The sequence below is a fragment of the Bradyrhizobium sp. 155 genome, assembly GCF_023101105.1.
In the GTDB taxonomy this organism is placed as follows: Bacteria; Pseudomonadota; Alphaproteobacteria; order Rhizobiales; family Xanthobacteraceae; genus Bradyrhizobium; species Bradyrhizobium canariense_D.
Genome location: NZ_CP064704.1, coordinates 7,682,648 through 7,702,254, shown reverse-complemented (window position 1 = coordinate 7,702,254; position 19,607 = coordinate 7,682,648). Strand labels below are relative to the sequence as shown.

Sequence of the window (19,607 nt, the reverse complement as noted above, 5' to 3'; positions counted from 1 at the left end):
GCACCGTGCTATCGGGTGGTCGTTGTCTCTCAGAAATCCTGGCCGGGCTTTTCGGCAGTCCTGTCAGCGTCCGCCATCCGGTATCGGACCAGCATCTGGCTACGTGACAGGAATGACTTGCTCGCCGGGCCCGCGAGCAGGGCAGCATGTATCACATTTGACCGGGTAAGTGCCAAATCCAATTCTGTCGATTTTAGTGCAGTGACGACGGGAATCTCCGGCTTGGCGCCGCGATTTCCCTCATTTTGACGCGCCAGCATGTCCAATTTGCGGATTCCGTCCGCGGCCCCGTCGCTGGCATGGATCAGGACCTCGACCGTACCCTCCCGAAGCGCGCTTTCGACCTTGCCGAAACCGGCGACGATCTGGCGCGCCTTGGCCGCAATCCCAAGGGCTTCGACCACGCTCCGGACCAGGAGCGCCTCGAGGTCGGCGGGAAACGTCTGAGGGATGCGCAGCTCGCGCTTGAAGGCTTTCGTAAAATGGTGACGCCGAACGGCTTCCGCAACCACCTCGCGCGAGGCGGTGACCCACATGCCGCGTCCGGGCAGCTTGCGCTTGAGATCGGGAACTATGTGCCCTTGCGGCGAGACGACGAAGCGGATCAGCTCGTCGATCGGCCGGACCTCGCGGCTGACCGCACACATCCGCACGGTCGCGGACCTTTCGGTCCGCGGTCCATGGTCGAGTTCGGGGTCAGTATCGGCGAGCATCCGGGTGACATCCTCCTTCGCCCTAAGCCGGCTGATCTTCGGTCGCCTCGGCCTCTTCAGCAGGCTTGGCGAGATCGGCCTCGGTGATCCATCCGGCCTTGACGCGGGCCTGCATGATCATCGCTTCAGCATCGTCACGGGAGATCTCCAGGCCATCGAGCGCGCCCGGATATTTGGTCTGCTCGCCGCCTTCCTTGCGCTCGGTCCAGCCGACCAGATCGTCCGTGGCGCAACCGGCGAGGTCGTCGACCGTCTTGATGTCGTTCTCGCCGAACTTCACCAGCATCTTCGAGGTGACGCCGGGCACGTCCTTCACGGCGTCCTCGACGCCGAGTTCCTTGCGCCTGGCCTCGAGCTCGGCTTCCAGCTGTTCGAGATATTCCCGGGCGCGGTTCTGGAGTTCCTGCGCGGTCTCCTCGTCGAAACCTTCGATGCCGGCGAGTTCCTTGACGTCCACCATCGCGAGTTCCTCGACCGACGTGAAGCCTTCGGACGCCAGCAACTGGCCGACCACTTCGTCGACATTGAGCGATTCCATGAAGACGCGGGTGGAGTTCTCGAAGTCGGCCTGGCGGCGCTCCGATTCCTCCTGCTCGGTCAGGATGTCGATGTCCCAGCCGGTGAGCTGCGAGGCCAGACGCACATTCTGGCCGCGGCGGCCGATCGCCAGCGAGAGCTGGTTGTTGGTGTCGGGCACGACGACCTCGATGCGCTCGCGGTCTTCGTCGATGACGACCTTGGAGACTTCGGCCGGCGCCAGCGCGTTGACCACGAAGGTCGCGATGTCGGGCGACCAGGGGATGATGTCGATCTTCTCGCCCTGCAATTCGTTCACCACCGCCTGCACGCGCGAACCGCGCATACCGACGCAGGCGCCGACCGGATCGACCGAGGAATCACGAGAAATCACGCCGATTTTTGCGCGCGAGCCGGGATCGCGGGCGACCGCCTTGATCTCGACGATGCCGTCATAGATCTCGGGCACTTCCTGCGCGAACAGCTTTGCCATGAACTGCGGATGGGTGCGGGAGAGGAAGATCTGCGGCCCGCGGGTCTCGCGGCGGACATCGAAGATGTAGGCGCGGACGCGGTCGCCGTTGCGGAACACTTCGCGCGGCAGCATCTCGTCGCGGCGGATGATGGCCTCGCCGCGGCCGAGATCGACGATCACACTGCCATATTCGACGCGCTTGACGACGCCGTTGACGATGTCGCCGATGCGGTCCTTGAATTCCATATATTGCCGGTCGCGCTCGGCTTCGCGCACCTTTTGCACGATCACCTGCTTGGCGGATTGCGCGGCGATGCGGCCATATTCCAGCGGCGGCAGGGTGTCGGCGATGGTGTCGCCGACCTGGGCACCGGGATTGGCGCGCTGCGCATCCACCAGCGAAATCTGGTTGGAATGGTTTTCGACCGTCTCGACCACCAGCATGTGGCGCGACAGCCGCAGCTCGCCCTTCTTCGGGTCGATCTCGGCGTGAACGTCGGTCTCGCTGCCGTAGCGGGCCCGCGCCGCCTTGGCGATGGCATCCTCCATCGCCGCGATGACGATGCCGCGGTCGATCGATTTCTCGCGCGCAACGGCGTCGGCGATCTGAAGCAATTCAAGTCGATTGGCGCTGACTGCCATGGCTAGTCTCCTTCGTCAGGATCGATTTCGCCCCGTCGCGCGCGTTCGGCGGCCAGGCGATGTTTCTTGGTATTGGTCGGAGCCGGCTTCTTCGTCGCGGCCGGCGTCGGTTTCTTAGTCGGCTTGGTGTTCTTGGTCGTTTTTTCGCTGATGCTGGCGTGCGGCGCCGCCGGCGGCTCGAGGCCGAGATTGCGGCGCATTTCGCGGGCCTGGGCCTTGCCGCGGCGCATGGATTCCGCGATCAGCTCGTCCGTCAGCACCAGCCGTGCCTCGGCGATGTCTTCCATCGTCAGGAGAACGTCGGCAGCCTCGCCCGCCTTGATGTCGTCGCGATGCAGATGCACGCGGTCGCCTTCGACGGGGCCGATCGTGCCGCGGAACCGCTTCCGCCCCTCATGGGCGACAGCCATTTCGACCTTCACCAGATGGCCGGCATAACGCTCGAAATCGGAGCGGCGCACCAGCGGGCGGTCGATCCCCGGTGAGGAGATTTCCAGCCGATAGGCGCGATCGACGGGATCGGCGACGTCGAGCACGGGCGACAGTGCCCGCGAGATCGCCTCGCAATCCTCGATCTGCATCGAGCCGTCCGGCCGCTCTGCCATAACCTGCACGGTGCAGCCGGATTCCCCGGAAATGCGGATCCGCACCAGGCGGTAGCCCATGCCTTCGAGCACCGGCCCCGCGACCGCGGACACCCGCGCCGCGACGCCCGGCTCGACCACGAGCCTCGGCTCGGCCAGCAATTCGGCATCCGTGGAACCAGGGTTCGGTTCGGTCATGTCAGAGGTCAAGGCGCTCGGTATGGTTAAGGCTTGGTTAAGCTTTCAAGCCCGCTTCGGAACTCTCCCGACAGATCGGCGGGCCGCACATCTTCCACCAGGCCGCGTTCAGGTAATAAAAAAGAGCGGGTCCTTTCGGGCCCACTCTCACTACGCGGATCGTATGAGAAGATGAATTGCCGGTGATATAGCCCTTTCCGCCCTCTCGGACAAGGCCCATTGCACGGCGCGCGAGGCTTTTTGCGCCCGCTGTGCGGCCCGCTGGCGCAACGCTTCCTTCACCTCCAAGGCCTAGATTCCCTGATTGTGGGGCGGCTTGGACCAGGGCGTACCCGCGGCGTGCCCCCTACGAGTTTGCGTTTTCATGACCGTTGCCACGTCGCTCATTCCCGGACTGGACGATATCGTCAAACGCGGCGACCCGCGGCGTCGCGGCGAGATCGCGCATGCCATTTCCCAACTGTTCTTTCAGGACGCCGAGAACCTCCGTCCCGATGTCATCGATCTCTTCGACAATCTGCTGATCGATCTCGTCCCGCATGCCGAGCTCGCCTCGCGCGTCGATCTCGCCGAACGCTTCTCGCGCCTGAACAACGCGCCGCGGCGTCTCGTGAGCGAGCTCGCGCGCGAAAACGAAATCGCGGTGGCGGGCCCCGTGCTGCGCCATTCGCCCGTGCTCGACGACGCCGCTCTCGTCGAAATCGCGCGACTGAAGGGCCAGGGACATCTGCTGGCGATGAGCGAACGCCCCACGCTGTCGGCTGTCATCACCGACGTGCTGGTCGAGCGCGGCGATCGCGACGTGGTGCGCCGCGCCGCGGGCAATGCCGGCGCGGTGTTCTCGCTTGGCAGCTATTCGGAGCTGATCAAGCGTGCCGCGCAGGATGGCGTGCTGACGCTCAGGATCGGCCAGCGCAGCGATCTTTCGGGTGAGAACCTGAAACAGCTTCTCGACGGTACGCTCGACGTCATCCGCCGTCGCCTCTCGAGCGTGGTCAATCCCGTGCGCCAGGTCGAGATCACGCGCGCCATGGCGGCCATCGAGGAAGCCACGCTGCCGCCGGGCCCGCGTCGCGATTTCTCGGGAGCGCAACGTACGGTGCTGGCCTTGCATCGCGGGGGCCATCTTGGCGAGAGCGCGCTGTTTGGCTTCGCGAAGGCCTACAAATACGAGGAGGCGATCGCTTCGCTCTCGGCGATGTCCGGAGTCCGCCTCTCGGTCCTCGACCGCCTGATCACGGGCGACCGCTACGATCCAATCCTGGTTCTGGGGCGTGTGCTGAATGTCAGCTGGCCGACGGTGCGGGCGCTGATCCTGATGTGGCACGGCCCGAATCGCACGCCAGCCGATGCCGATCTTGAGCAGGCGCGCGCGAATTTCACGCGCTTGATGCCGACGACCGCCGAGCGCGTCGTGAATTTCTGGCGCAACCGGCAGACGATCTAGACCCGCCTGAACCGCAGATACGCCGCCTTGCGCCCCTCGCGCGTGGCCTTTCGGCCGTAGCGCGTCATCGTGTATCCGGCCCACGGCAGGCGAAAATCATCGGCGCGCTCCGCGAGCCAGACAAAGTCCTGCGAGCGCGACAGATGCGACAGCGTCCAGGCGCAGTAATCGTCGATGTCGCAGACGAAACGAAATTCGGCGCCGGCTTTCAGCACGCGCGCCATCGCGGCGATGGTCCGGTCCTGGACGAAGCGCCGCTTCCAGTGCCGCCGTTTCGGCCAGGGATCGGGATGGATCAGGTCAATCCGCGACAGCGAAGCTTCCGGCAGCCAGGCCAGGAGCTCGGCGGCATCGCCTGCGAACAGGCGGATGTTGCCGATCTCGGCGGCCTCGATCTGCGCGAGGATCTTCGCCATGCCGTTGACGTAAGGCTCGCAGCCAATGAAGCCGGTTGTGGCGAAGGTCTGCGCTTCCGCCGCAAGATGCTCGCCGCCGCCGAAGCCGATCTCGAGCCGCAAATCGTCGGCTGCGGGGGCGAAGATCTCGCGGGCATCCGCCGGTGCTGCGCGGTCGATGGCGAGCGCAAGACGCGGCAGCAGATGATCGATCAGCTCGGCCTGGTGCTGCCTGAGCTTGTGGCCCTTGCGGCGTCCGAAGAAGGCGCGCTCGCTGTCCTCGCGATCCGGATCTGATTTGCGCTCACTCATCGTAGCGTCTGGTAGAGGCGGTGGAGCAGCCGCGCGCGCGGTGCGAGCGACGAGACATAGAGCTGCTCATAATGGGTGTGCGCGCCCTTGCCGTCGACGCCGAGCCCGTCGAGCGTCGCGGTGTGGGCGGCGGTGAAATTGCCGTCCGAGCCGCCGCCGGTGTGAACGTCCACCAGATCGAAGCCGATCTCCGTGGCAACCGTCTTTGCATGTTCGTACAGCGAAGCGCCTGCATTGCTCTTCTCGTAAGGCGGACGATTGAGCCCGCCCGTGACCTTGACGGTGACGCCATCTGTCTTCGATGTCAAAGCGAGGATCTTGCCGACGAATTCATCCGCGTCCTTGAAGCTCGGCACGCGCAGATCGATTTCAGCATAGGCTTCTTCCGGCGTCACGTTGGGCCGCGTGCCGCCGCGCACCACGCCGACATTGACGGTGACGCCGCGCGCCAGATCGTTCATCGCCTCCAGCGCCAGGATGACGTTGGCAAGCTCGCGGATCGCGCTGCGGCCATCCTGGGGCCGCGTGCCGGCATGCGCGGGCACGCCCTTGATGAACACTTCGAATCGCCCGACGCCCTTGCGACCGGTGACGATCTTGCCGCCCTCGCGCGCCGGCTCCGTCACCAGCACGTACTTCGCCTTGCGCCCTTCGGTCTCGATGAGTGCGCGAGAGGTGGGGCTGCCGATCTCCTCGTCCGAAGTGAACAGATGGGTGATGCCGAGCGGCCGGCGATCGGCCGTGGCGCAAAGCGCGCGAAAGGCGTGGTGGGCGATGTAGGCGCCGCCCTTCATGTCGTAGATGCCGGGACCGAACGCGCTGTCGCCTTCGACCTTGAACGGCAGGCGCTCGATGAATCCCATGGGGTGAACGGTATCGAGGTGGCTCAGCACCAGGATGCCCGGCCGGTCCTGGCCCCAGGTCGAGCGCGCCACGAGATGATCGCCGCAACCATCGACACCGGCGATGCGCTCGAGCGTAACAGGGAGATCGCGGCATTGCTCCGCGACCATCGAGACGAGCTTGTTGACCTGTTCAGGCGTGTCCGTTGGCGTCTCGACCTCCACCCAGCGGCGGATGCCATCGAGAATAGTTTGAGAATCGAACCAATTGGAGCTGGCCATGGGCGCATCTGTGCCTTTGAATCGCATCATCAAGGAGGACGCGCATCAAAGCGCGGCCACAAATGACGACATAGGCCAGATTTGACGCAGTCTCAAATCGGATTGAGATGGCGCGTCAGCGCTTGTCGGGGCCTTCGCGGGCCGCAATCTGCTCGACGAGATCGACGATCGAGCGGCGCATCTTCGAATCGGTGATTCGGGTGAACGCCTTGGTCAAAGCGAGTCCTTCGGAAGTCGCGAGGAAATCCGAGACGTAAGACGGCGATGCGCCTTCTGCGAAGCCGTCCGGCCCCGCCACGCCGCTCGGACCGCCCTCGAACAGGAAGGACACCGGCACCTGGAGAATTTCGGCAATTTGCTGGATGCGGCTCGCGCCGACCCGGTTTGTGCCCTTCTCGTATTTCTGAACTTGTTGGAAAGTCAGGCCCAAAGCTTCACCGAGCTTTTCCTGGCTCATGCCCAACATGATGCGGCGCATCCGCACGCGACTGCCGACATATTTGTCAACAGGGTTGGGCGCTTTCGACATTTCCTCAGCCCTCCAAACATCACCTTCGGCGCAATCAGGAATGCCTGAGGTGTAAGCAACGTCAAAATCAGACCCTGTTATTGGGAAACATTGCGGAGAAATTTAGCAATACCCACTGTCTTTTGCAGCCGGTGCAGAATGAGGAGGCCGCGTGCAGTCTGTCAACCGTGGGACTACGGTTGTCAAAAGCTATCGGCCGCGGCTGCGTGATCAGGGACGCCGTTTGGCAACACGTCGGCGGACCGCCAGAAACACGGCGAGCGCGACAAACATGGCCGCGGGGACATCGCCCACGCGCGCATAGATAGTCGGCGGGATCGCGGCGGGCAGATTTGCATCCAAAATGCCTTCGATCCCGAGACCGAGGCTGGCGACGATGCGTCCCACCGGATCGATCACTGCGGAAACGCCGGTATTGGCGGAGCGAACTAGCGGCAATCCGAGCTCGATCGCGCGCATCCGCGCCTGTTCGAGGTGTTGGTAGGGACCGGTCGAAATTCCGAACCAACCGTCATTGGTGAGATTCACGATCCAGCCCGGACGTTCATTGCGTCCGGCCACCTCGCCGGGAAAGATTGCTTCGTAGCAGATCAGCGGCAGCGCGGACGGCGCGCCGGGGACCGGCAGCGCATGGCGCACGGTGCCGGCAATGAAGCCGCCGCGCACACGCGTGAGTTGCTCGAAACCGAGCTTCTCCATCAGGCCCTGGTAGGGAAGAAACTCGCCGAACGGCACCAAATGCAGCTTGTCGTACATAGAGAGCACGCTGCCGTCGTGGTCGATCACGTAGATCGAATTATAGGCGCGTGTGATCGGCGTGCCCCGCGGCAGGTCGGGCGCGCGGACAGAGCCCGTGATCAGCACCGTGCCCTTGGGCAGAAGCTCCGCGATTTGCGCCATCGCATCGGCTTCGCGAGTCAGGAAGAACGGAAAGGCGGATTCCGGCCAGATCAGGATGGTGGCATCGCGCACGCCGGTCGATTGCGGTCCGGAGGCGCGGTCCGACAAGGCCAGATATTTCTTCATCACCTCCGCCTTGGCGGCGTAGTTGAATTTCGCGTCCTGCTGGAGATCCGGCTGCATCAGGCGCAATTTGGGGCCCGCGACCATCGTGGTCGGATGCAGCGACAGGCGGATCGCGCCGAAGATACTCATGACCAGCAGGAGCGCCAGGGCCGCGGCCGGTGCGCGCCACGCCAGGCGGCGATCGGGCGTGCGGTCGATCAGCGCCGCGGGGCTTGCGAAGATCGCAACCGTCAGGAACGTCATGCCCCACAGGCCGATCAGCGACGCCGTTTGTGCCAGCGGCAGCGGCTCGGACAGCGCATAGCCGAACGCGTTCCAGGGAAAGCCGGTCAGCGCATGACCCCGCAGCCATTCCGTGATGGTGAGGCTTGCCGCGAGCGCAAGCACGCGCGTCGCGTTCTTGGTCCAGAGCAGGCGGGCGAGCGCAAAGCCCATTGCCGTGAAGATCGACAGATAGGCCGGCAGGCCCAGCACGGCGAACGGCGTCAGCCAGGCGAATACATCGGCGTCGACGAAGAAGGCGTAGCCGATCCAGTAGAGGCCGGGCACGAAATAGCCGAGGCCGAACCAGTAGCCGGTAAGCGCCGCGGCGGGGACGCCGCGATATCGTCCGGCGCCGGCGCCGTCGATCAGCCAGACCAACACCGGGAAGGTGATGAACAGTACCGGGAAGGCGTTGAACGGCGCCAGCGCCAGCACCGAGAGCGCGCCGGCAGCCATCGCGACGAGCGCGCGCTTCCATCCCCAGGTCAGGATGATGGCAAGCGCGATCTGGCGAAATCGCTGGAAAGGGCTCACTGCGGACCGGTCCCGTCGCTTGGCGGCGGGGTGGGCGTGTCGCTGGCCGTCGGCTGGCTGCCATCCGGCGCAGCCTCGCGGCGCCGGCTCTCGCGCTGGGTGCGCGGCGCGGGACGCTCCTTTCGCGTCGAGATCCGCAGTCGCTTGACCCGGCGCGGATCGGCATCGAGCACCTCGATCTCGTAATGGCCGGGGCCCGAGATCACCTCGCCGCGCACCGGCAGGCGCCCGACGAAGCTGACGAGATAGCCGCCCAGCGTCTCCACTTCCTCGCCGGCCTCGCCGGTGACGAAGTCCTCGCCGATCACGGTGCGGACGTCGTCGAGGCTGGCGCGGGCGTCGGCGATGAAGGCGTTGTCGGGCAACCGCACGATCGAGGGCGGCTCGTCGCTGTCATGCTCGTCGTCGATCTCGCCGACGATCTGCTCGACGATGTCCTCGAGCGAGACCAGGCCGTCGCTGCCGCCATATTCGTCGACCACCAGCGCCAGATGGATGCGGGTGGCCTGCATCTGCGCAAGCAGGTCGATCGCCCGCATCGACGGCGGCACGTAGAGCAGCTTGCGGATGATGCGCGCTTCCTCGAGCGGCAGCGCGAGATCGACCGTACGCAGATCGAGCCCGGCCGGCAGCGGTTTCTTGCGCTTGGTTTTCGTGACCCCCGACACGCGCGCACGCGCGGTCATGAAGGCGAGCAGATCGCGGATATGGACGATGCCGACGGGATCGTCGAGCGTCTCGTTGTAGACCACGAGGCGCGAATGGCCGGCGCTCTCGAAACGGTCCATCAACTCGCCGAGCGGGATGTCGCGCTTGACCGCGACGATGTCGGCGCGATGCACCATGACGTCGGCGATGCGACGCTCGTGCAGGCCGAGGATGTTGCGCAGCATGGTGCGCTCGACCGTCGAGAAGCCGGTGTCGTCGGGCGTCGTGGCGTCGAGCACGACCTGGAGGTCGTCGCGCACCGAACCTGCCTTCCAGCCGAACAGGCTGCGAATGGCACGCAGCAGCCAGCCCTCCGCGGTCGGGCGCATCACCTCGCCTGAGGTCACCACGACCGGTAAATTGGCCGTGTTGCGCGGATTGTCGTGAGTCGGGTCCGAATCCGGCATCTCAATGCGTCCCTGGGCGGTCGGCATAGGGGTCGGGAATGCCGAGATGAGCCAGGATCTCTCGTTCGAGCGCTTCCATTTCCTCGGCGTCGTCTTCGTTTTCGTGGTCGTAGCCGACCAGATGCAGGAAACCGTGCACGGCGAGATGGCTCAAATGATGATCGAACGGCTTTTGTTCCTCGTCCGCCTCACGCCGCATGGTCTCGTAGGCGATCGCGATGTCGCCCAGCATGCGCGGCGCATCGCCAGGCTTCCAGTCGCCTTCCGGCTGCAGCGCGGGAAACGACAGCACGTTGGTCGGCTTGTCGATGCCGCGCCAGTTGCTGTTCAGGGTGCGGATGCCGGCATCATCGGTCAGCATCACCGCCACTTCCGCCTCCGCAACGTCTTCGTCGACATTCTCGGCGGCGGCCGCCACGGCGCGCTGGATCACGGCTTCGGATTCGGGCTCCCGCTGCCAGCAATCGGCGACGACGAGGACCTCGGTGATGGGAAGGTTGGGGTGTGACATTGTCCTTGTTCCGAACGAAGGGGCGCCGTGTCCGCGCCCATATGGTCCGGTTGCTGTCTCGTCAGGATTTACCGGCGGCCGGCCGCTGCGGCGACCCTTCGTAGGCGGAGACGATCCGCGCCACGAGCTCGTGGCGGATCACGTCTTCGGCCTTGAAATGAACTTGCGCAATGCCTTCGACGCCGCTCAGCAGGCGCGTCGCCTCGGCGAGGCCCGAGGTCTGGCCGTTCGGCAAGTCGATCTGCGAGGGATCGCCGGTGACGATCATGCGGCTGTTCTCGCCAAGGCGGGTCAAGAACATCTTCATCTGCATGGACGTGGTGTTTTGCGCCTCGTCCAGGATGATGGCCGCGTTGGTCAGCGTGCGACCGCGCATGAAGGCGAGTGGCGCGATCTCGATCTCGCCGGTCTGCAGCGCGCGCTCGACAATGCGCGCGTCCATCAGGTCATAGAGCGCGTCGTAGATCGGGCGGAGATAAGGATCGACCTTCTCGCGGAGATCGCCGGGCAAAAAGCCGAGCCGCTCGCCGGCTTCCACCGCCGGGCGCGACAGGATGATCTTGTCGACTTCCTTGCGCTCGAATAGCTGCGCGGCATGCGCGACCGCGAGCCAGGTCTTGCCGGTGCCGGCGGGGCCGATGCCGAACACCAGCTCGTGGCGCTTCAGCGCGCGGATATAGGAATCCTGCGCCGCCGTGCGCGCACGCACCGGGCGCTTGCGCAGATTGATGCTGTCGAAGGTGGATTTGGCCGACTTGGCATCGAACTCGAACAGCGAGCCCTGCGCGATCACGGCACGGATCGCGCCCTCGACCTCGCCCTGGTCGAGATCCTGTCCCTTCACGGCCTGGGCGTAGAGCGTCTCCAGCACCCGGCGCGCGGCATCGCAGCCGTCGCGCGAGCCGCCAATCGTGATGTGGTTGCCCTTGGAATCGACGACGACGCCAAGCCGCCGTTCGATCTGTGCCAGATGCTGGCCATAAGGGCCAACTAGCGCGGACGCGGCGCGGTTGTCGTCGAAATCGATGACGACCTGGGTCTCGGGCGGAACCTGCATGTCGCGGTCAAATTTGCGGCTGGGAGCGATGGAAGAAGACGAATCCGATGCGCTTTTGGGCAAGGGTTCAGGCTCCAGTGGCGATGGGCGATAAAGCGGGCTCGTGCGCCATGGCGAGCTCACCGAGGAAGCTGTAGCGTTCGAGACTGTCGATCCGGACCGGCAGGATCTGTCCGATGATGTCCGGGGAGGCCATCACATGCGCGGGCTGGAGGAAGGCGGTGCGGCCGACGATCTGGCCGTCCTTGCGGGCCGGGCGCTCGAACAGCACATCGACCGTTGAGCCAATCGCAGCCTTGTTGAAGGCCGATTGCTGGCTGTCGATCAGTTCCTGGAGCCGCTCCAATCGCTGGTCCATCTCGGAGGGGGACACCGTCTCCTGCATGTCCGCGGCCGGCGTTCCCGGCCGGGCGGAGTATTTGAACGAATATGCCGCAGCGTAGCCGATTTGCGTGACAAGCGCGAGGGTCGCGAGAAAATCTTGCTCGCTCTCGCCGGGGAAGCCGACGATAAAATCTGATGAGAAAGCAATGTCTTGGCGTGCGGACCGGAAACGGTCGACGACACGCCGATAATCATCGGCGGTATGTTTCCGGTTCATGGCAGCCAGAATCCGGTCCGAGCCCGACTGCACCGGCAGGTGCACGAACGGCATCAAGGCATGGAGATCGCGATGGGCTGCAATCAGACTGTCATCGACATCGCGCGGATGGCTGGTCGAATAACGCAGCCGCGCGACGCCCGGGAGCGCCGCGAGGTGCTCCAGCAGCCTGCCGAGCGGCCAGCTTTTTCCGTCCGGTCCCTCGCCGTGATAGGCGTTGACGTTCTGTCCGATCAGCGTGAGCTCGCGCACGCCGTTCTCGGTGAGCCGCTTCACGTCGTCGACGATCTTTGTCACCGGCCGCGAGACTTCCGAGCCACGCGTGTAAGGCACGACGCAGAAGGTGCAGAACTTGTCGCAGCCTTCCTGCACCGTGACGAAAGCGGAAATGCCGCGGGCGCGGATCGCGCCGGGCTTGGGCTGGGCCAGGAAGCCGAACTTGTCCTGAGCCGGGAATTCGGTCTCGATGGCGCGGCCTTCATTGCCGGCGCGCTTCAACAGCTGCGGCAAATGATGATAGCTCTGCGGTCCCACCACGACGTCGACCGCGGGTGCACGGCGCACGATCTCCTCGCCCTCGGCCTGTGCCACGCAGCCTGCGACCGCGATCTGCATGGTACGCCCGTCGCGCGCGGCGGCGTCCTTGGCGACGCGCAGGCGGCCGAGCTCCGAATAGACCTTTTCCGAGGCCTTCTCGCGGATATGGCAGGTGTTGAGGATGACGAGGTCGGCGTCATCAGCGCTGGCCGTCTCCACGAATCCTTCCGGGGCCAGCGTGTCCACCATGCGCTGGGCATCGTAGACGTTCATCTGGCAGCCATATGATTTGATGTGCAGCTTGCGCGGCGGCGTCATGGAATCCGGAATTGAGGTGGAGGACCGCCCTCAGATATAGGCTGGGGAGGCGAAAATCCAGCGATTGGCGCCCTTTGGGCTGTCATTCCGGGGCGAGCGCTGGCGGGAAGTGCGGAATCCCGCCAAAACCTCGGGATTCCGGGCGTGTGCGTGTCCCGGCAGCCGCCAGCTGCACTCAGAAAATACCCTGAATCAGCCCGCCAGGGTGTCCGCCGCGACCCGCCGGACCAGCTCCGGCAATTGCCGCATATCGTCGAACGTCAATCCGGCCCCGGCGGCCCGGAGCCTTTCAGCGTGGCCCGGCGGGCAATGGCTGCCACCGTGAAAGCCCAGCACGGTCATCCCGGCGGCATGCGCGCCGGTCACCCCGGGGACGCTGTCCTCGATCACGAGGCACCGCTCCGGCGCGACTTTCATCTGCGCGGCGGCGAACAGAAAAAGATCGGGCGCGGGCTTGCCGCGCGCGACCTGGCTCGCGGAAAAGATGTTCGGCGCAAGCAGATCGTAGAGACCGGCGCAGGTCAGGCCATGATGGATCTTCTCCGGCGTGCCGCTCGACGCAACGCATTTGGGCAAATCGATTGCGCCAATCGCTGCGGCCACATGGGTGATCGGCTGCAAATCGCTGGCATAAAATTGCAGCGTCGCAGCATTCACTTGGCTTTCGAGATCATCGGGAAGATTGCGGCCGATCTCCTGTTCGACCATTCGCCGTGCATCTTTCTCGGATACGCCGAGGAAGCGGACCAGCACCTGCTCCGATGTGATCGGATAGCCGTGCCTCGACAGCACATCTGCATGCGCGCGACAGGAGATCACCTCGCTGTCCACGAGCACGCCGTCGCAATCGAAGATGACGAGATCGATCGCCACTTAACTTGTGGGTTTGTCGTCGTCGAGCGGGACGCAATAGAGTTCGAGCCGATGATCGACCAGCTTGTAGCCGAGCTTGCGGGCGATCTCCGCCTGGAGCTTCTCGATCTCCTCGGAGGTGAACTCGATCACCTTGCCGTCGCGCAGGTTGATGAGGTGGTCGTGATGGCTGTCGCGCATCTGCTCGTAGCGCGCGCGGCCTTCGCGGAAATCATGGCGCTCGATGATGCCCGCATCTTCGAACAGCTTGACGGTCCGATACACGGTCGAGATCGAGATCTTGTCGTCGACCGCGACACAGCGGCGATATAGTTCCTCCACATCGGGATGATCGACCGCCTCCGCGAGCACGCGGGCGATGACACGACGCTGCTCGGTCATGCGCATGCCTGTGGCGGCACAGCGCGCCTCGATGCCGGACGCCTTGGAAGCGGGGGAAGGTTTAAGACCAGTCATGTGATGTCCGCCTGACGGGGCGCTTTCTGCCATCAATGTTACGACAAGTCACGTCGCATCAGAAGTGCGTTCAATTGTTCCCCGTTCGGCTGCTTATAGTAGCGTTCGCGGCGTCCGACCACCATGAATCCGGCTCGGTCGTAGAGCCGCCGCGCCGGCTGGTTATTTTCCTCGACCTCAAGAAATATTGTGCGCACGCCGCGTCCTGCCAGGTGGCCGAGATGGGTCATCAGCAGCGTGCGAGAGAGGCCGCGGCCGCGATGGGCCTGATCGACCGCGATCGAGAGAATCTCTGCTTCGTCTGCGCCGATCCGCGACACCGCGAAGCCCACGGTCTTGCGGCCGAGCCGCAACCGGTGCACCAGCGTGTTGCGCTCGCTGAGCATGCTCTCGAACTCGCCTTCGCCCCAACCGCGCGCGAAGGAGGCGCCGTGGAGTTGCGCAAGCCGTGCGACGTCGCGCGCGACAGCCGGCTCGACGACGGCCGTACCGCCGCGCCACCATTCCGACAACCATTTCATCGTGAGCTTGCGGCTTGTGCTGCAAGCGGCAGTTGTGCGGGCGGCTTTGCGTCGGGCGCCCGCAGATAGAACGGCCGCGCCGGATTTGTCGCGGGATCGGCGGCGGCGCCAAGCCATGCGACCCAGCCGATGTCGGGCGCGGGCTGCGCGTCGACCGCGACCGGCTGCGGCATATCTTTCGGCCAGCGCTCGGCGAGGATCTTCGCGGCATTGCCGACCAGATGCGGCGCGCCGAATTGCGACGCCGCGATCGCCTCGTCGATGGGAGCGACGCCCGGCCGCACCAGCTGACTGCCGTCACCGGCCACGATCTGGAAATAGACGTGGTCGTGCCGCGCGTCGATCGCCGAGATCACCGGCGCCGCTCCGCTCTGGCCGACGACGGCGGCGGCATAGGCCGACAAGGTGGTCAGGCCGACGGCGGGCCGCTTCGCAGCAAGCGCAAGGCCGCGGGCGGCCGAAATGCCGACGCGCAGGCCGGTGAAACTTCCGGGGCCCATGGTGACCGCGATGCGCTCGAGCGCTGTGAAGGCGAGGTTGGCTGACTGCATCACGCGCGCGATCATCGGCATCAGCGCTTCGGCGTGGCCGCGCTTCATCAGAAGCTGCTCCTGCGCGAGGAGCTGGCCGGCATCGGTGTCGAGAACGGCAACCGCGCACGCTTCCAGCGCGGTATCGATGGCAAGGATCAGCATGGAACGATGGTAGCACCATCCGTCATGGAATGCTCGTCATCATGGCCGGGCTTGTCCCGGCCGTCCACGCCTTTGCGGCCCCAGCCTACATCGGCCGGACTTCGACCACGTCGGGGACGAAGTGCTTGAGCAGGTTCTGGATGCCGTGCTGGAGCGTCGCGGTCGATGACGGGCAGCCGGCGCAGGAGCCCTTCATGTTGAGATAGACGATACCATCCTTGAAGCCGCGGAAAGTGATGTCGCCGCCGTCATTGGCGACCGCTGGCCGCACGCGGGTCTCGATCAGATCCTTGATCATGTCGACCGTCTCGGCATCGGCTTCGTCAAAGAACTCGTCCTCTTCGTCGAGATCGACATCGCTCGCGGCCGCACCGTCGGCGAGCAGCGGCGCGCCGGACATGTAGTGCTCCATGATGGCGCCGAGGATCGCGGGCTTGAGCTGTTGCCATTCACCGTTCGCCTTGGTCACGGTGATGAAGTCCGAGCCGTAGAACACGCCGGTGACGCCGGGGACTTCGAACAGCTTTTCGGCGAGCGGCGAGCGTGCGGCCGATTCGCGGTTGGCAAATTCCATCGGTCCGCCGTCGACCACGACGCGGCCGGGAATGAACTTCAGCGTGGCGGGATTGGGGGTGGCTTCGGTTTGAATGAACATGGTTTTCTCCAGACGTCGCCGGTTCAAGGCCGGCGCGTGCTCTATCCACTAGCAGATGGCGACGGCGAACGCACGGTCAAGGGGTAAGCTGGCCGTTCACCTGTTATATCAGCGGGTTAGGGTACCCGCTTCTTCCCTCTGCCGGCTAACGGGGCGAGGCGAACGAGCAGCAGTCTAGGACAGCGAATCCACGCTCTGGTCGCTGAGCGCGCCGGAAATGACCGTCACCGGCACCGGGAACGTGCCCAGCGCGTGCGCGAGCAGCGCGACCAATGGCCCCGGGCCTTCCGCGCCCGGGTTCGCGGCGAGCACCAGCATGGCGATGTCGGGGTCCTCGTCGATCACCGCCAGCAGCTGTTCCATCGCAGCGCCTTCGCGGATCACCCGTTCCGGCGTGATCGCGGCGATGCCGTTGGCGCGGCCGGCGGCACGGTCGAGCGCGGCTTCGGCCGCCTCATGCGCTTCGGCGCGCATGATGTCGGCGACCCCCAGCCATTCCTGGCTCTGCTGTTCGGGCTCGATGATGCGGAGCATCACCACGCCGCCACCGGCCCGAATCGCCCAGCGGCTGGCGTAATAGACCGCGCGATCCCATTCGGCGGTGTCGTCGACGATGACGAGGCATTTGGGCTTGTGACCCGGCTCGAAGCAAAGTCGCTTGCTGGTCATGCATGTCCCGGAATGTCCACGCTGACATGCTGCCACACTCCGTCGTACTTGGGGAGAGCAGAAGCGAGCCGGCGCCGTGGCGTCGGCCGCGTTTTCGCGAACTTATTATCAGCGCCGACGGATGAAGCCCACGATGTCCTTCGAGAGCGTCATGGTCTCGTCGGCAATCGCGCGCGCGCGGTCGGCGCCATCGTTCAGGATCGCGTCGATATGGCCGGGGTCGGCGACGAGGCGCTTCATCTCGCCGGCAATCGGCGCGAGCTTCGTGACGCACAAATCCACCAGCGCGTTCTTGAAGCTGGAGAACTGGCCGCCGCCGAAATCCCTGAGCACGTCGGCCTTGGAGCGGCCGGAGAGCGCGGCGAAGATACCGACGAGATTGTCGGCCTCGGGACGCGCTTCCAGACCCTTCTCCTCGGTCGGCAGCGGCTCCGGGTCGGTCTTGGCCTTGCGGACCTTCTGCGCGATGGTGTCGGCGTCGTCGGTCAGATTGATGCGCGAATTATCCGACGCATCCGACTTCGACATCTTCTTGGTGCCGTCGCGCAAGCTCATCACGCGCGTCGCCGGGCCCGTGATCAAGGGTTCCGGCAGCGGGAAGAACAGGCCGTCATTGGCGCCGAGGTTGCGGATCGACTCAGCGAAGTCGTTGTTGAACTTCTGCGCGATGTCGCGCGACAGCTCGAGATGCTGCTTCTGGTCCTCGCCGACCGGCACGTGGGTGGCGCGGTAGAGCAGAATGTCAGCCGCCATCAGCACGGGATAGTCGAACAGACCGACGGAGGCGTTCTCGCGGTCCTTGCCGGCCTTCTCCTTGAACTGGGTCATACGGCCGAGCCAGCCCATGCGCGCGACGCAGTTGAAGATCCAGGCGAGCTCGGCGTGGCCCGAGACCTGGCTCTGGTTGAACACGATGTGCTTGCTCGGATCGATGCCGCTGGCGATGAACGCCGCGGTCACCTCGCGGGTGTTGCGCGCGAGCTCGACTGGTCCGCCCCAGACGTCCACGCCCTGCGTGATCGCGTGCATGTCGACGACGCAATAGATGCAGTTGTGGGTTTCCTGCATCTTCACGAAGTTGACGATTGCGCCGAGATAATTGCCGAGGTGCAGATTGCCCGTCGGCTGGACGCCCGAAAAAACCCGTTCAACGAATGGCATGGCAGCTTCCCTGCAAGATACGGGGCGTCGTTTCCAACAGCGGCGCTGCCCCGTCAAGGGAATTTCGCTGACTTCAGGCGCCGGGATCGGGCTGGGCGGGGCGCTTCAAGGCACCGGCCGCCTCGCGCCAGGACGCGACGCGGAGGATTTGCAGGAGCAAGCCATAGACGACGATTCCGGCGGCGATCTGTGATCCCAGCGCAATGAAGCGGATGAGCCCATGGGCCTGTGAAGGCAAGAGGCCCGCGGTCAGCCACAGCAGGCCGCCCATGGCGAGCGCGGCGAGCACGATTCGCGGCAGCCGCTTGCGGGCGGCGGCGTCGACCGAGAAGCCGAATTCACGCGTGCCTTTCCGGAGCAGCGAGATCGCACTGCTCCAGGCGCCGGCGGCAATGCTGGCGGCGATCCCGCTCGCGCCGAAGAAGTGACCGAGCAGGATCGCGAGCGCGACCGCGACCACGAACCCTTTCGCGGTCGCAAGCAGCGGCGTCATCGTGTCGCTGCGGGCAAAATAGGTCGGGGACAGCGCCTTGATCAGCACGTGCGCCGGCAGTCCCAGCGCCAGCCACATCAGGGCGCGCGCCGTGGTCGCGCTGTCCTCCGCGCCAAAGGCGCCGTGTTCAAACAGCAGCCGCACGATCGGCTCGGCCAGCACGATCAGGCCGAGCGTCGCCGGCAATGCCAGCCCGGTCGCGAGTTCCAGCGCACGCGATTCCGCATACGCAACCGCGTCACGGTGACCGCTCCTCACCGCGCGCGTCAGCTCCGGCACCAGCACCGTACCCATGGCGACGCCGACAATGCCAAGCGGCAGCTCGATCAAGCGGTTGGCGAAATAGAGCCAGGAGACCGCGGCCGGCGTGGCGGAGGCGATGATCGCGCCGGCAACCATCAGCCATTGCGGGCCGGAGCTCGCGATCATGCCCGGGATCGCCTTGGCGAAGAAGCCGCGCATGTCCTTGTCGAAGCTCACGCGCAACGGTGTCGCCAGACGCGCACTTCGCTGCGACAGCAGCATCAGGAGCTGCAACAGGCCGGCGATGCCGACGGAGGCCGCCAATATCCACGCGGCGACGGTCGCGTCGACGTGCCACAGCAGGAGTGTTGTGCTCGCAGCGATCAGGGCGATGTTGAACAGCAGCGGCGAGAACGCGGTGAGTGCAAAGCGACCCTGCGCGTTGAGCAGGCCCATCAGCACCGTGACGGGTCCCGCGAAGGCAAGATAAGGCAGCATCAGCCGCGCATTCTGGACGGCGAGATCGAGCGATGCGCTGCCGACGAAGCCCGGCGCGATGATCATGATGATCAGCCGCATCAGCAGTGCAATCACGATTGAGATTGCGATCAGGCCCGCGCTCACGGAGCTGAGCACGCGTCCCGCGAACGCCGCGGCAGCCGCCTCGCCGTCGCGGTCACGAACGCGCAGCCAGGCCGGGATCAGCGCCGCATTCAGGGCCCCCTCGCTGAGCAGGCGCCGCACCACATTGACGAGCTGAAATGCCGCCAGAAACGCGTCCGCCACGGCGCCGGTGCCGAGCAGCGCCGCGATCAGGGAATCGCGTGCAAAGCCCAGCAGCCGTGAAGCCAGTGTCCCCGTCGAGACGGTCAGGAAGGAGCGGATCATCGGAACTGCATAATACCGTTGCTTGCCCGCGAAGGGCCGGCCGTGATAGGCCGCG

The 19,607-nt window shown here is 65.1% G+C and carries 20 protein-coding genes; 1 reads left to right on the top strand and 19 read right to left on the bottom strand.

Annotated elements, in window-relative coordinates; genetic code table 11:
• Window positions 1-29: 29 nt before the first annotated feature.
• The 3 genes from IVA93_RS36485 to rimP are packed head-to-tail and all read right to left on the bottom strand — an operon-like array spanning window position 30 to window position 3,128.
• Window positions 30-713, bottom strand: coding sequence for an RNA-binding protein (locus IVA93_RS36485; RefSeq protein WP_018455799.1), 684 nt, complete (start codon window positions 711-713; stop codon window positions 30-32).
• Between the two features lie 22 nt (window positions 714-735).
• The gene (gene nusA / locus IVA93_RS36480; RefSeq protein WP_007603900.1) at window positions 736-2,346 is read right to left on the bottom strand and encodes a transcription termination factor NusA; all 1,611 of its coding nucleotides are present in this window, start codon (window positions 2,344-2,346) and stop codon (window positions 736-738) included.
• Window positions 2,347-2,348: 2 nt separating this feature from the next.
• On the bottom strand, window positions 2,349-3,128 hold the full coding sequence (gene rimP / locus IVA93_RS36475; protein ID WP_018455800.1) for a ribosome maturation factor RimP: 780 nt from the start codon (window positions 3,126-3,128) through the stop codon (window positions 2,349-2,351).
• Between the two features lie 364 nt (window positions 3,129-3,492).
• On the opposite strand from rimP, the gene IVA93_RS36470 reads away from it, so the two are divergent.
• Entirely contained in the window at window positions 3,493-4,575 is a 1,083-nt protein-coding gene (locus IVA93_RS36470) for a DUF2336 domain-containing protein (RefSeq protein ID WP_018455801.1), read from the top strand.
• Here the strand turns inward: IVA93_RS36470 and trmB are convergent.
• The 16 genes from trmB to murJ form a co-directional block, all read right to left on the bottom strand.
• Window positions 4,572-5,282: a tRNA (guanine(46)-N(7))-methyltransferase TrmB gene (trmB, locus tag IVA93_RS36465; protein ID WP_018455802.1), complete on the bottom strand. Its 711-nt coding sequence runs from the start codon at window positions 5,280-5,282 to the stop codon at window positions 4,572-4,574. The two genes, IVA93_RS36470 and trmB, sit on opposite strands and share 4 nt — an antisense overlap.
• The gene (locus tag IVA93_RS36460; protein WP_247789585.1) at window positions 5,279-6,436 is read right to left on the bottom strand and encodes a M20 family metallopeptidase; all 1,158 of its coding nucleotides are present in this window, start codon (window positions 6,434-6,436) and stop codon (window positions 5,279-5,281) included. Before IVA93_RS36460 ends, trmB begins: the two co-directional genes overlap by 4 nt.
• 85 nt (window positions 6,437-6,521) lie before the next feature.
• On the bottom strand, window positions 6,522-6,935 hold the full coding sequence (locus IVA93_RS36455; RefSeq protein WP_007598327.1) for a helix-turn-helix domain-containing protein: 414 nt from the start codon (window positions 6,933-6,935) through the stop codon (window positions 6,522-6,524).
• A 210-nt stretch (window positions 6,936-7,145) separates the two neighbouring features.
• Complete coding sequence (gene lnt / locus IVA93_RS36450; protein ID WP_018455804.1) at window positions 7,146-8,759, bottom strand: apolipoprotein N-acyltransferase; 1,614 nt, start codon at window positions 8,757-8,759, stop codon at window positions 7,146-7,148.
• A complete protein-coding gene (locus tag IVA93_RS36445) occupies window positions 8,756-9,874 on the bottom strand; it encodes a hemolysin family protein (protein ID WP_026233030.1) in 1,119 nt (372 codons plus the stop codon). Before IVA93_RS36445 ends, lnt begins: the two co-directional genes overlap by 4 nt.
• Window position 9,875: 1 nt before the next feature.
• Entirely contained in the window at window positions 9,876-10,385 is a 510-nt protein-coding gene (ybeY, locus tag IVA93_RS36440; RefSeq protein WP_018455806.1) for an rRNA maturation RNase YbeY, read from the bottom strand.
• Between the two features lie 61 nt (window positions 10,386-10,446).
• Window positions 10,447-11,505 (bottom strand): PhoH family protein, encoded by a 1,059-nt coding sequence (locus IVA93_RS36435; protein ID WP_081747794.1) that lies wholly within the window; start codon window positions 11,503-11,505, stop codon window positions 10,447-10,449.
• Between the two features lie 4 nt (window positions 11,506-11,509).
• Window positions 11,510-12,898: a tRNA (N6-isopentenyl adenosine(37)-C2)-methylthiotransferase MiaB gene (miaB, locus tag IVA93_RS36430; protein ID WP_018455808.1), complete on the bottom strand. Its 1,389-nt coding sequence runs from the start codon at window positions 12,896-12,898 to the stop codon at window positions 11,510-11,512.
• Between the two features lie 192 nt (window positions 12,899-13,090).
• Window positions 13,091-13,771, bottom strand: a complete 681-nt coding sequence (locus IVA93_RS36425) for an HAD family hydrolase (RefSeq protein WP_018455809.1) — start codon at window positions 13,769-13,771, stop codon at window positions 13,091-13,093.
• Window positions 13,772-14,227, bottom strand: a complete 456-nt coding sequence (locus IVA93_RS36420; protein ID WP_007598312.1) for a Fur family transcriptional regulator — start codon at window positions 14,225-14,227, stop codon at window positions 13,772-13,774.
• A 38-nt stretch (window positions 14,228-14,265) separates the two neighbouring features.
• The gene (gene rimI / locus IVA93_RS36415; protein WP_018455811.1) at window positions 14,266-14,748 is read right to left on the bottom strand and encodes a ribosomal protein S18-alanine N-acetyltransferase; all 483 of its coding nucleotides are present in this window, start codon (window positions 14,746-14,748) and stop codon (window positions 14,266-14,268) included.
• On the bottom strand, window positions 14,745-15,443 hold the full coding sequence (gene tsaB, locus IVA93_RS36410) for a tRNA (adenosine(37)-N6)-threonylcarbamoyltransferase complex dimerization subunit type 1 TsaB (RefSeq protein ID WP_018455812.1): 699 nt from the start codon (window positions 15,441-15,443) through the stop codon (window positions 14,745-14,747). The genes rimI and tsaB overlap by 4 nt, the downstream gene beginning before the upstream one ends.
• An 85-nt stretch (window positions 15,444-15,528) precedes the next feature.
• The gene (locus IVA93_RS36405) at window positions 15,529-16,098 is read right to left on the bottom strand and encodes a NifU family protein (protein WP_026233032.1); all 570 of its coding nucleotides are present in this window, start codon (window positions 16,096-16,098) and stop codon (window positions 15,529-15,531) included.
• A gap of 174 nt (window positions 16,099-16,272) precedes the next feature.
• A complete protein-coding gene (locus tag IVA93_RS36400; RefSeq protein ID WP_018455814.1) occupies window positions 16,273-16,767 on the bottom strand; it encodes a universal stress protein in 495 nt (164 codons plus the stop codon).
• 108 nt (window positions 16,768-16,875) lie between these two features.
• Window positions 16,876-17,928, bottom strand: coding sequence for a tryptophan--tRNA ligase (trpS, locus tag IVA93_RS36395; RefSeq protein WP_018455815.1), 1,053 nt, complete (start codon window positions 17,926-17,928; stop codon window positions 16,876-16,878).
• A gap of 73 nt (window positions 17,929-18,001) precedes the next feature.
• The gene (gene murJ / locus IVA93_RS36390; protein ID WP_026233033.1) at window positions 18,002-19,552 is read right to left on the bottom strand and encodes a murein biosynthesis integral membrane protein MurJ; all 1,551 of its coding nucleotides are present in this window, start codon (window positions 19,550-19,552) and stop codon (window positions 18,002-18,004) included.
• Between the last annotated feature and the right edge of the window lie 55 nt (window positions 19,553-19,607).

What these genes read in the sequence shown, in the direction of transcription:
- IVA93_RS36485 (WP_018455799.1), bottom strand. Translation starts at nt 713, where the DNA reads ATGCTCGCCGATACTGACCCCGAACTCGACCATGGACCGCGGACCGAA.
- nusA (WP_007603900.1), bottom strand. Translation starts at nt 2,346, where the DNA reads ATGGCAGTCAGCGCCAATCGACTTGAATTGCTTCAGATCGCCGACGCC.
- rimP (WP_018455800.1), bottom strand. Translation starts at nt 3,128, where the DNA reads ATGACCGAACCGAACCCTGGTTCCACGGATGCCGAATTGCTGGCCGAG.
- IVA93_RS36470 (WP_018455801.1), top strand. Translation starts at nt 3,493, where the DNA reads ATGACCGTTGCCACGTCGCTCATTCCCGGACTGGACGATATCGTCAAA.
- trmB (WP_018455802.1), bottom strand. Translation starts at nt 5,282, where the DNA reads ATGAGTGAGCGCAAATCAGATCCGGATCGCGAGGACAGCGAGCGCGCC.
- IVA93_RS36460 (WP_247789585.1), bottom strand. Translation starts at nt 6,436, where the DNA reads ATGATGCGATTCAAAGGCACAGATGCGCCCATGGCCAGCTCCAATTGG.
- IVA93_RS36455 (WP_007598327.1), bottom strand. Translation starts at nt 6,935, where the DNA reads ATGTCGAAAGCGCCCAACCCTGTTGACAAATATGTCGGCAGTCGCGTG.
- IVA93_RS36445 (WP_026233030.1), bottom strand. Translation starts at nt 9,874, where the DNA reads ATGCCGGATTCGGACCCGACTCACGACAATCCGCGCAACACGGCCAAT.
- ybeY (WP_018455806.1), bottom strand. Translation starts at nt 10,385, where the DNA reads ATGTCACACCCCAACCTTCCCATCACCGAGGTCCTCGTCGTCGCCGAT.
- miaB (WP_018455808.1), bottom strand. Translation starts at nt 12,898, where the DNA reads ATGACGCCGCCGCGCAAGCTGCACATCAAATCATATGGCTGCCAGATG.
- IVA93_RS36420 (WP_007598312.1), bottom strand. Translation starts at nt 14,227, where the DNA reads ATGACTGGTCTTAAACCTTCCCCCGCTTCCAAGGCGTCCGGCATCGAG.
- rimI (WP_018455811.1), bottom strand. Translation starts at nt 14,748, where the DNA reads ATGAAATGGTTGTCGGAATGGTGGCGCGGCGGTACGGCCGTCGTCGAG.
- tsaB (WP_018455812.1), bottom strand. Translation starts at nt 15,443, where the DNA reads ATGCTGATCCTTGCCATCGATACCGCGCTGGAAGCGTGCGCGGTTGCC.
- IVA93_RS36405 (WP_026233032.1), bottom strand. Translation starts at nt 16,098, where the DNA reads ATGTTCATTCAAACCGAAGCCACCCCCAATCCCGCCACGCTGAAGTTC.
- IVA93_RS36400 (WP_018455814.1), bottom strand. Translation starts at nt 16,767, where the DNA reads ATGACCAGCAAGCGACTTTGCTTCGAGCCGGGTCACAAGCCCAAATGC.
- trpS (WP_018455815.1), bottom strand. Translation starts at nt 17,928, where the DNA reads ATGCCATTCGTTGAACGGGTTTTTTCGGGCGTCCAGCCGACGGGCAAT.
- murJ (WP_026233033.1), bottom strand. Translation starts at nt 19,552, where the DNA reads ATGATCCGCTCCTTCCTGACCGTCTCGACGGGGACACTGGCTTCACGG.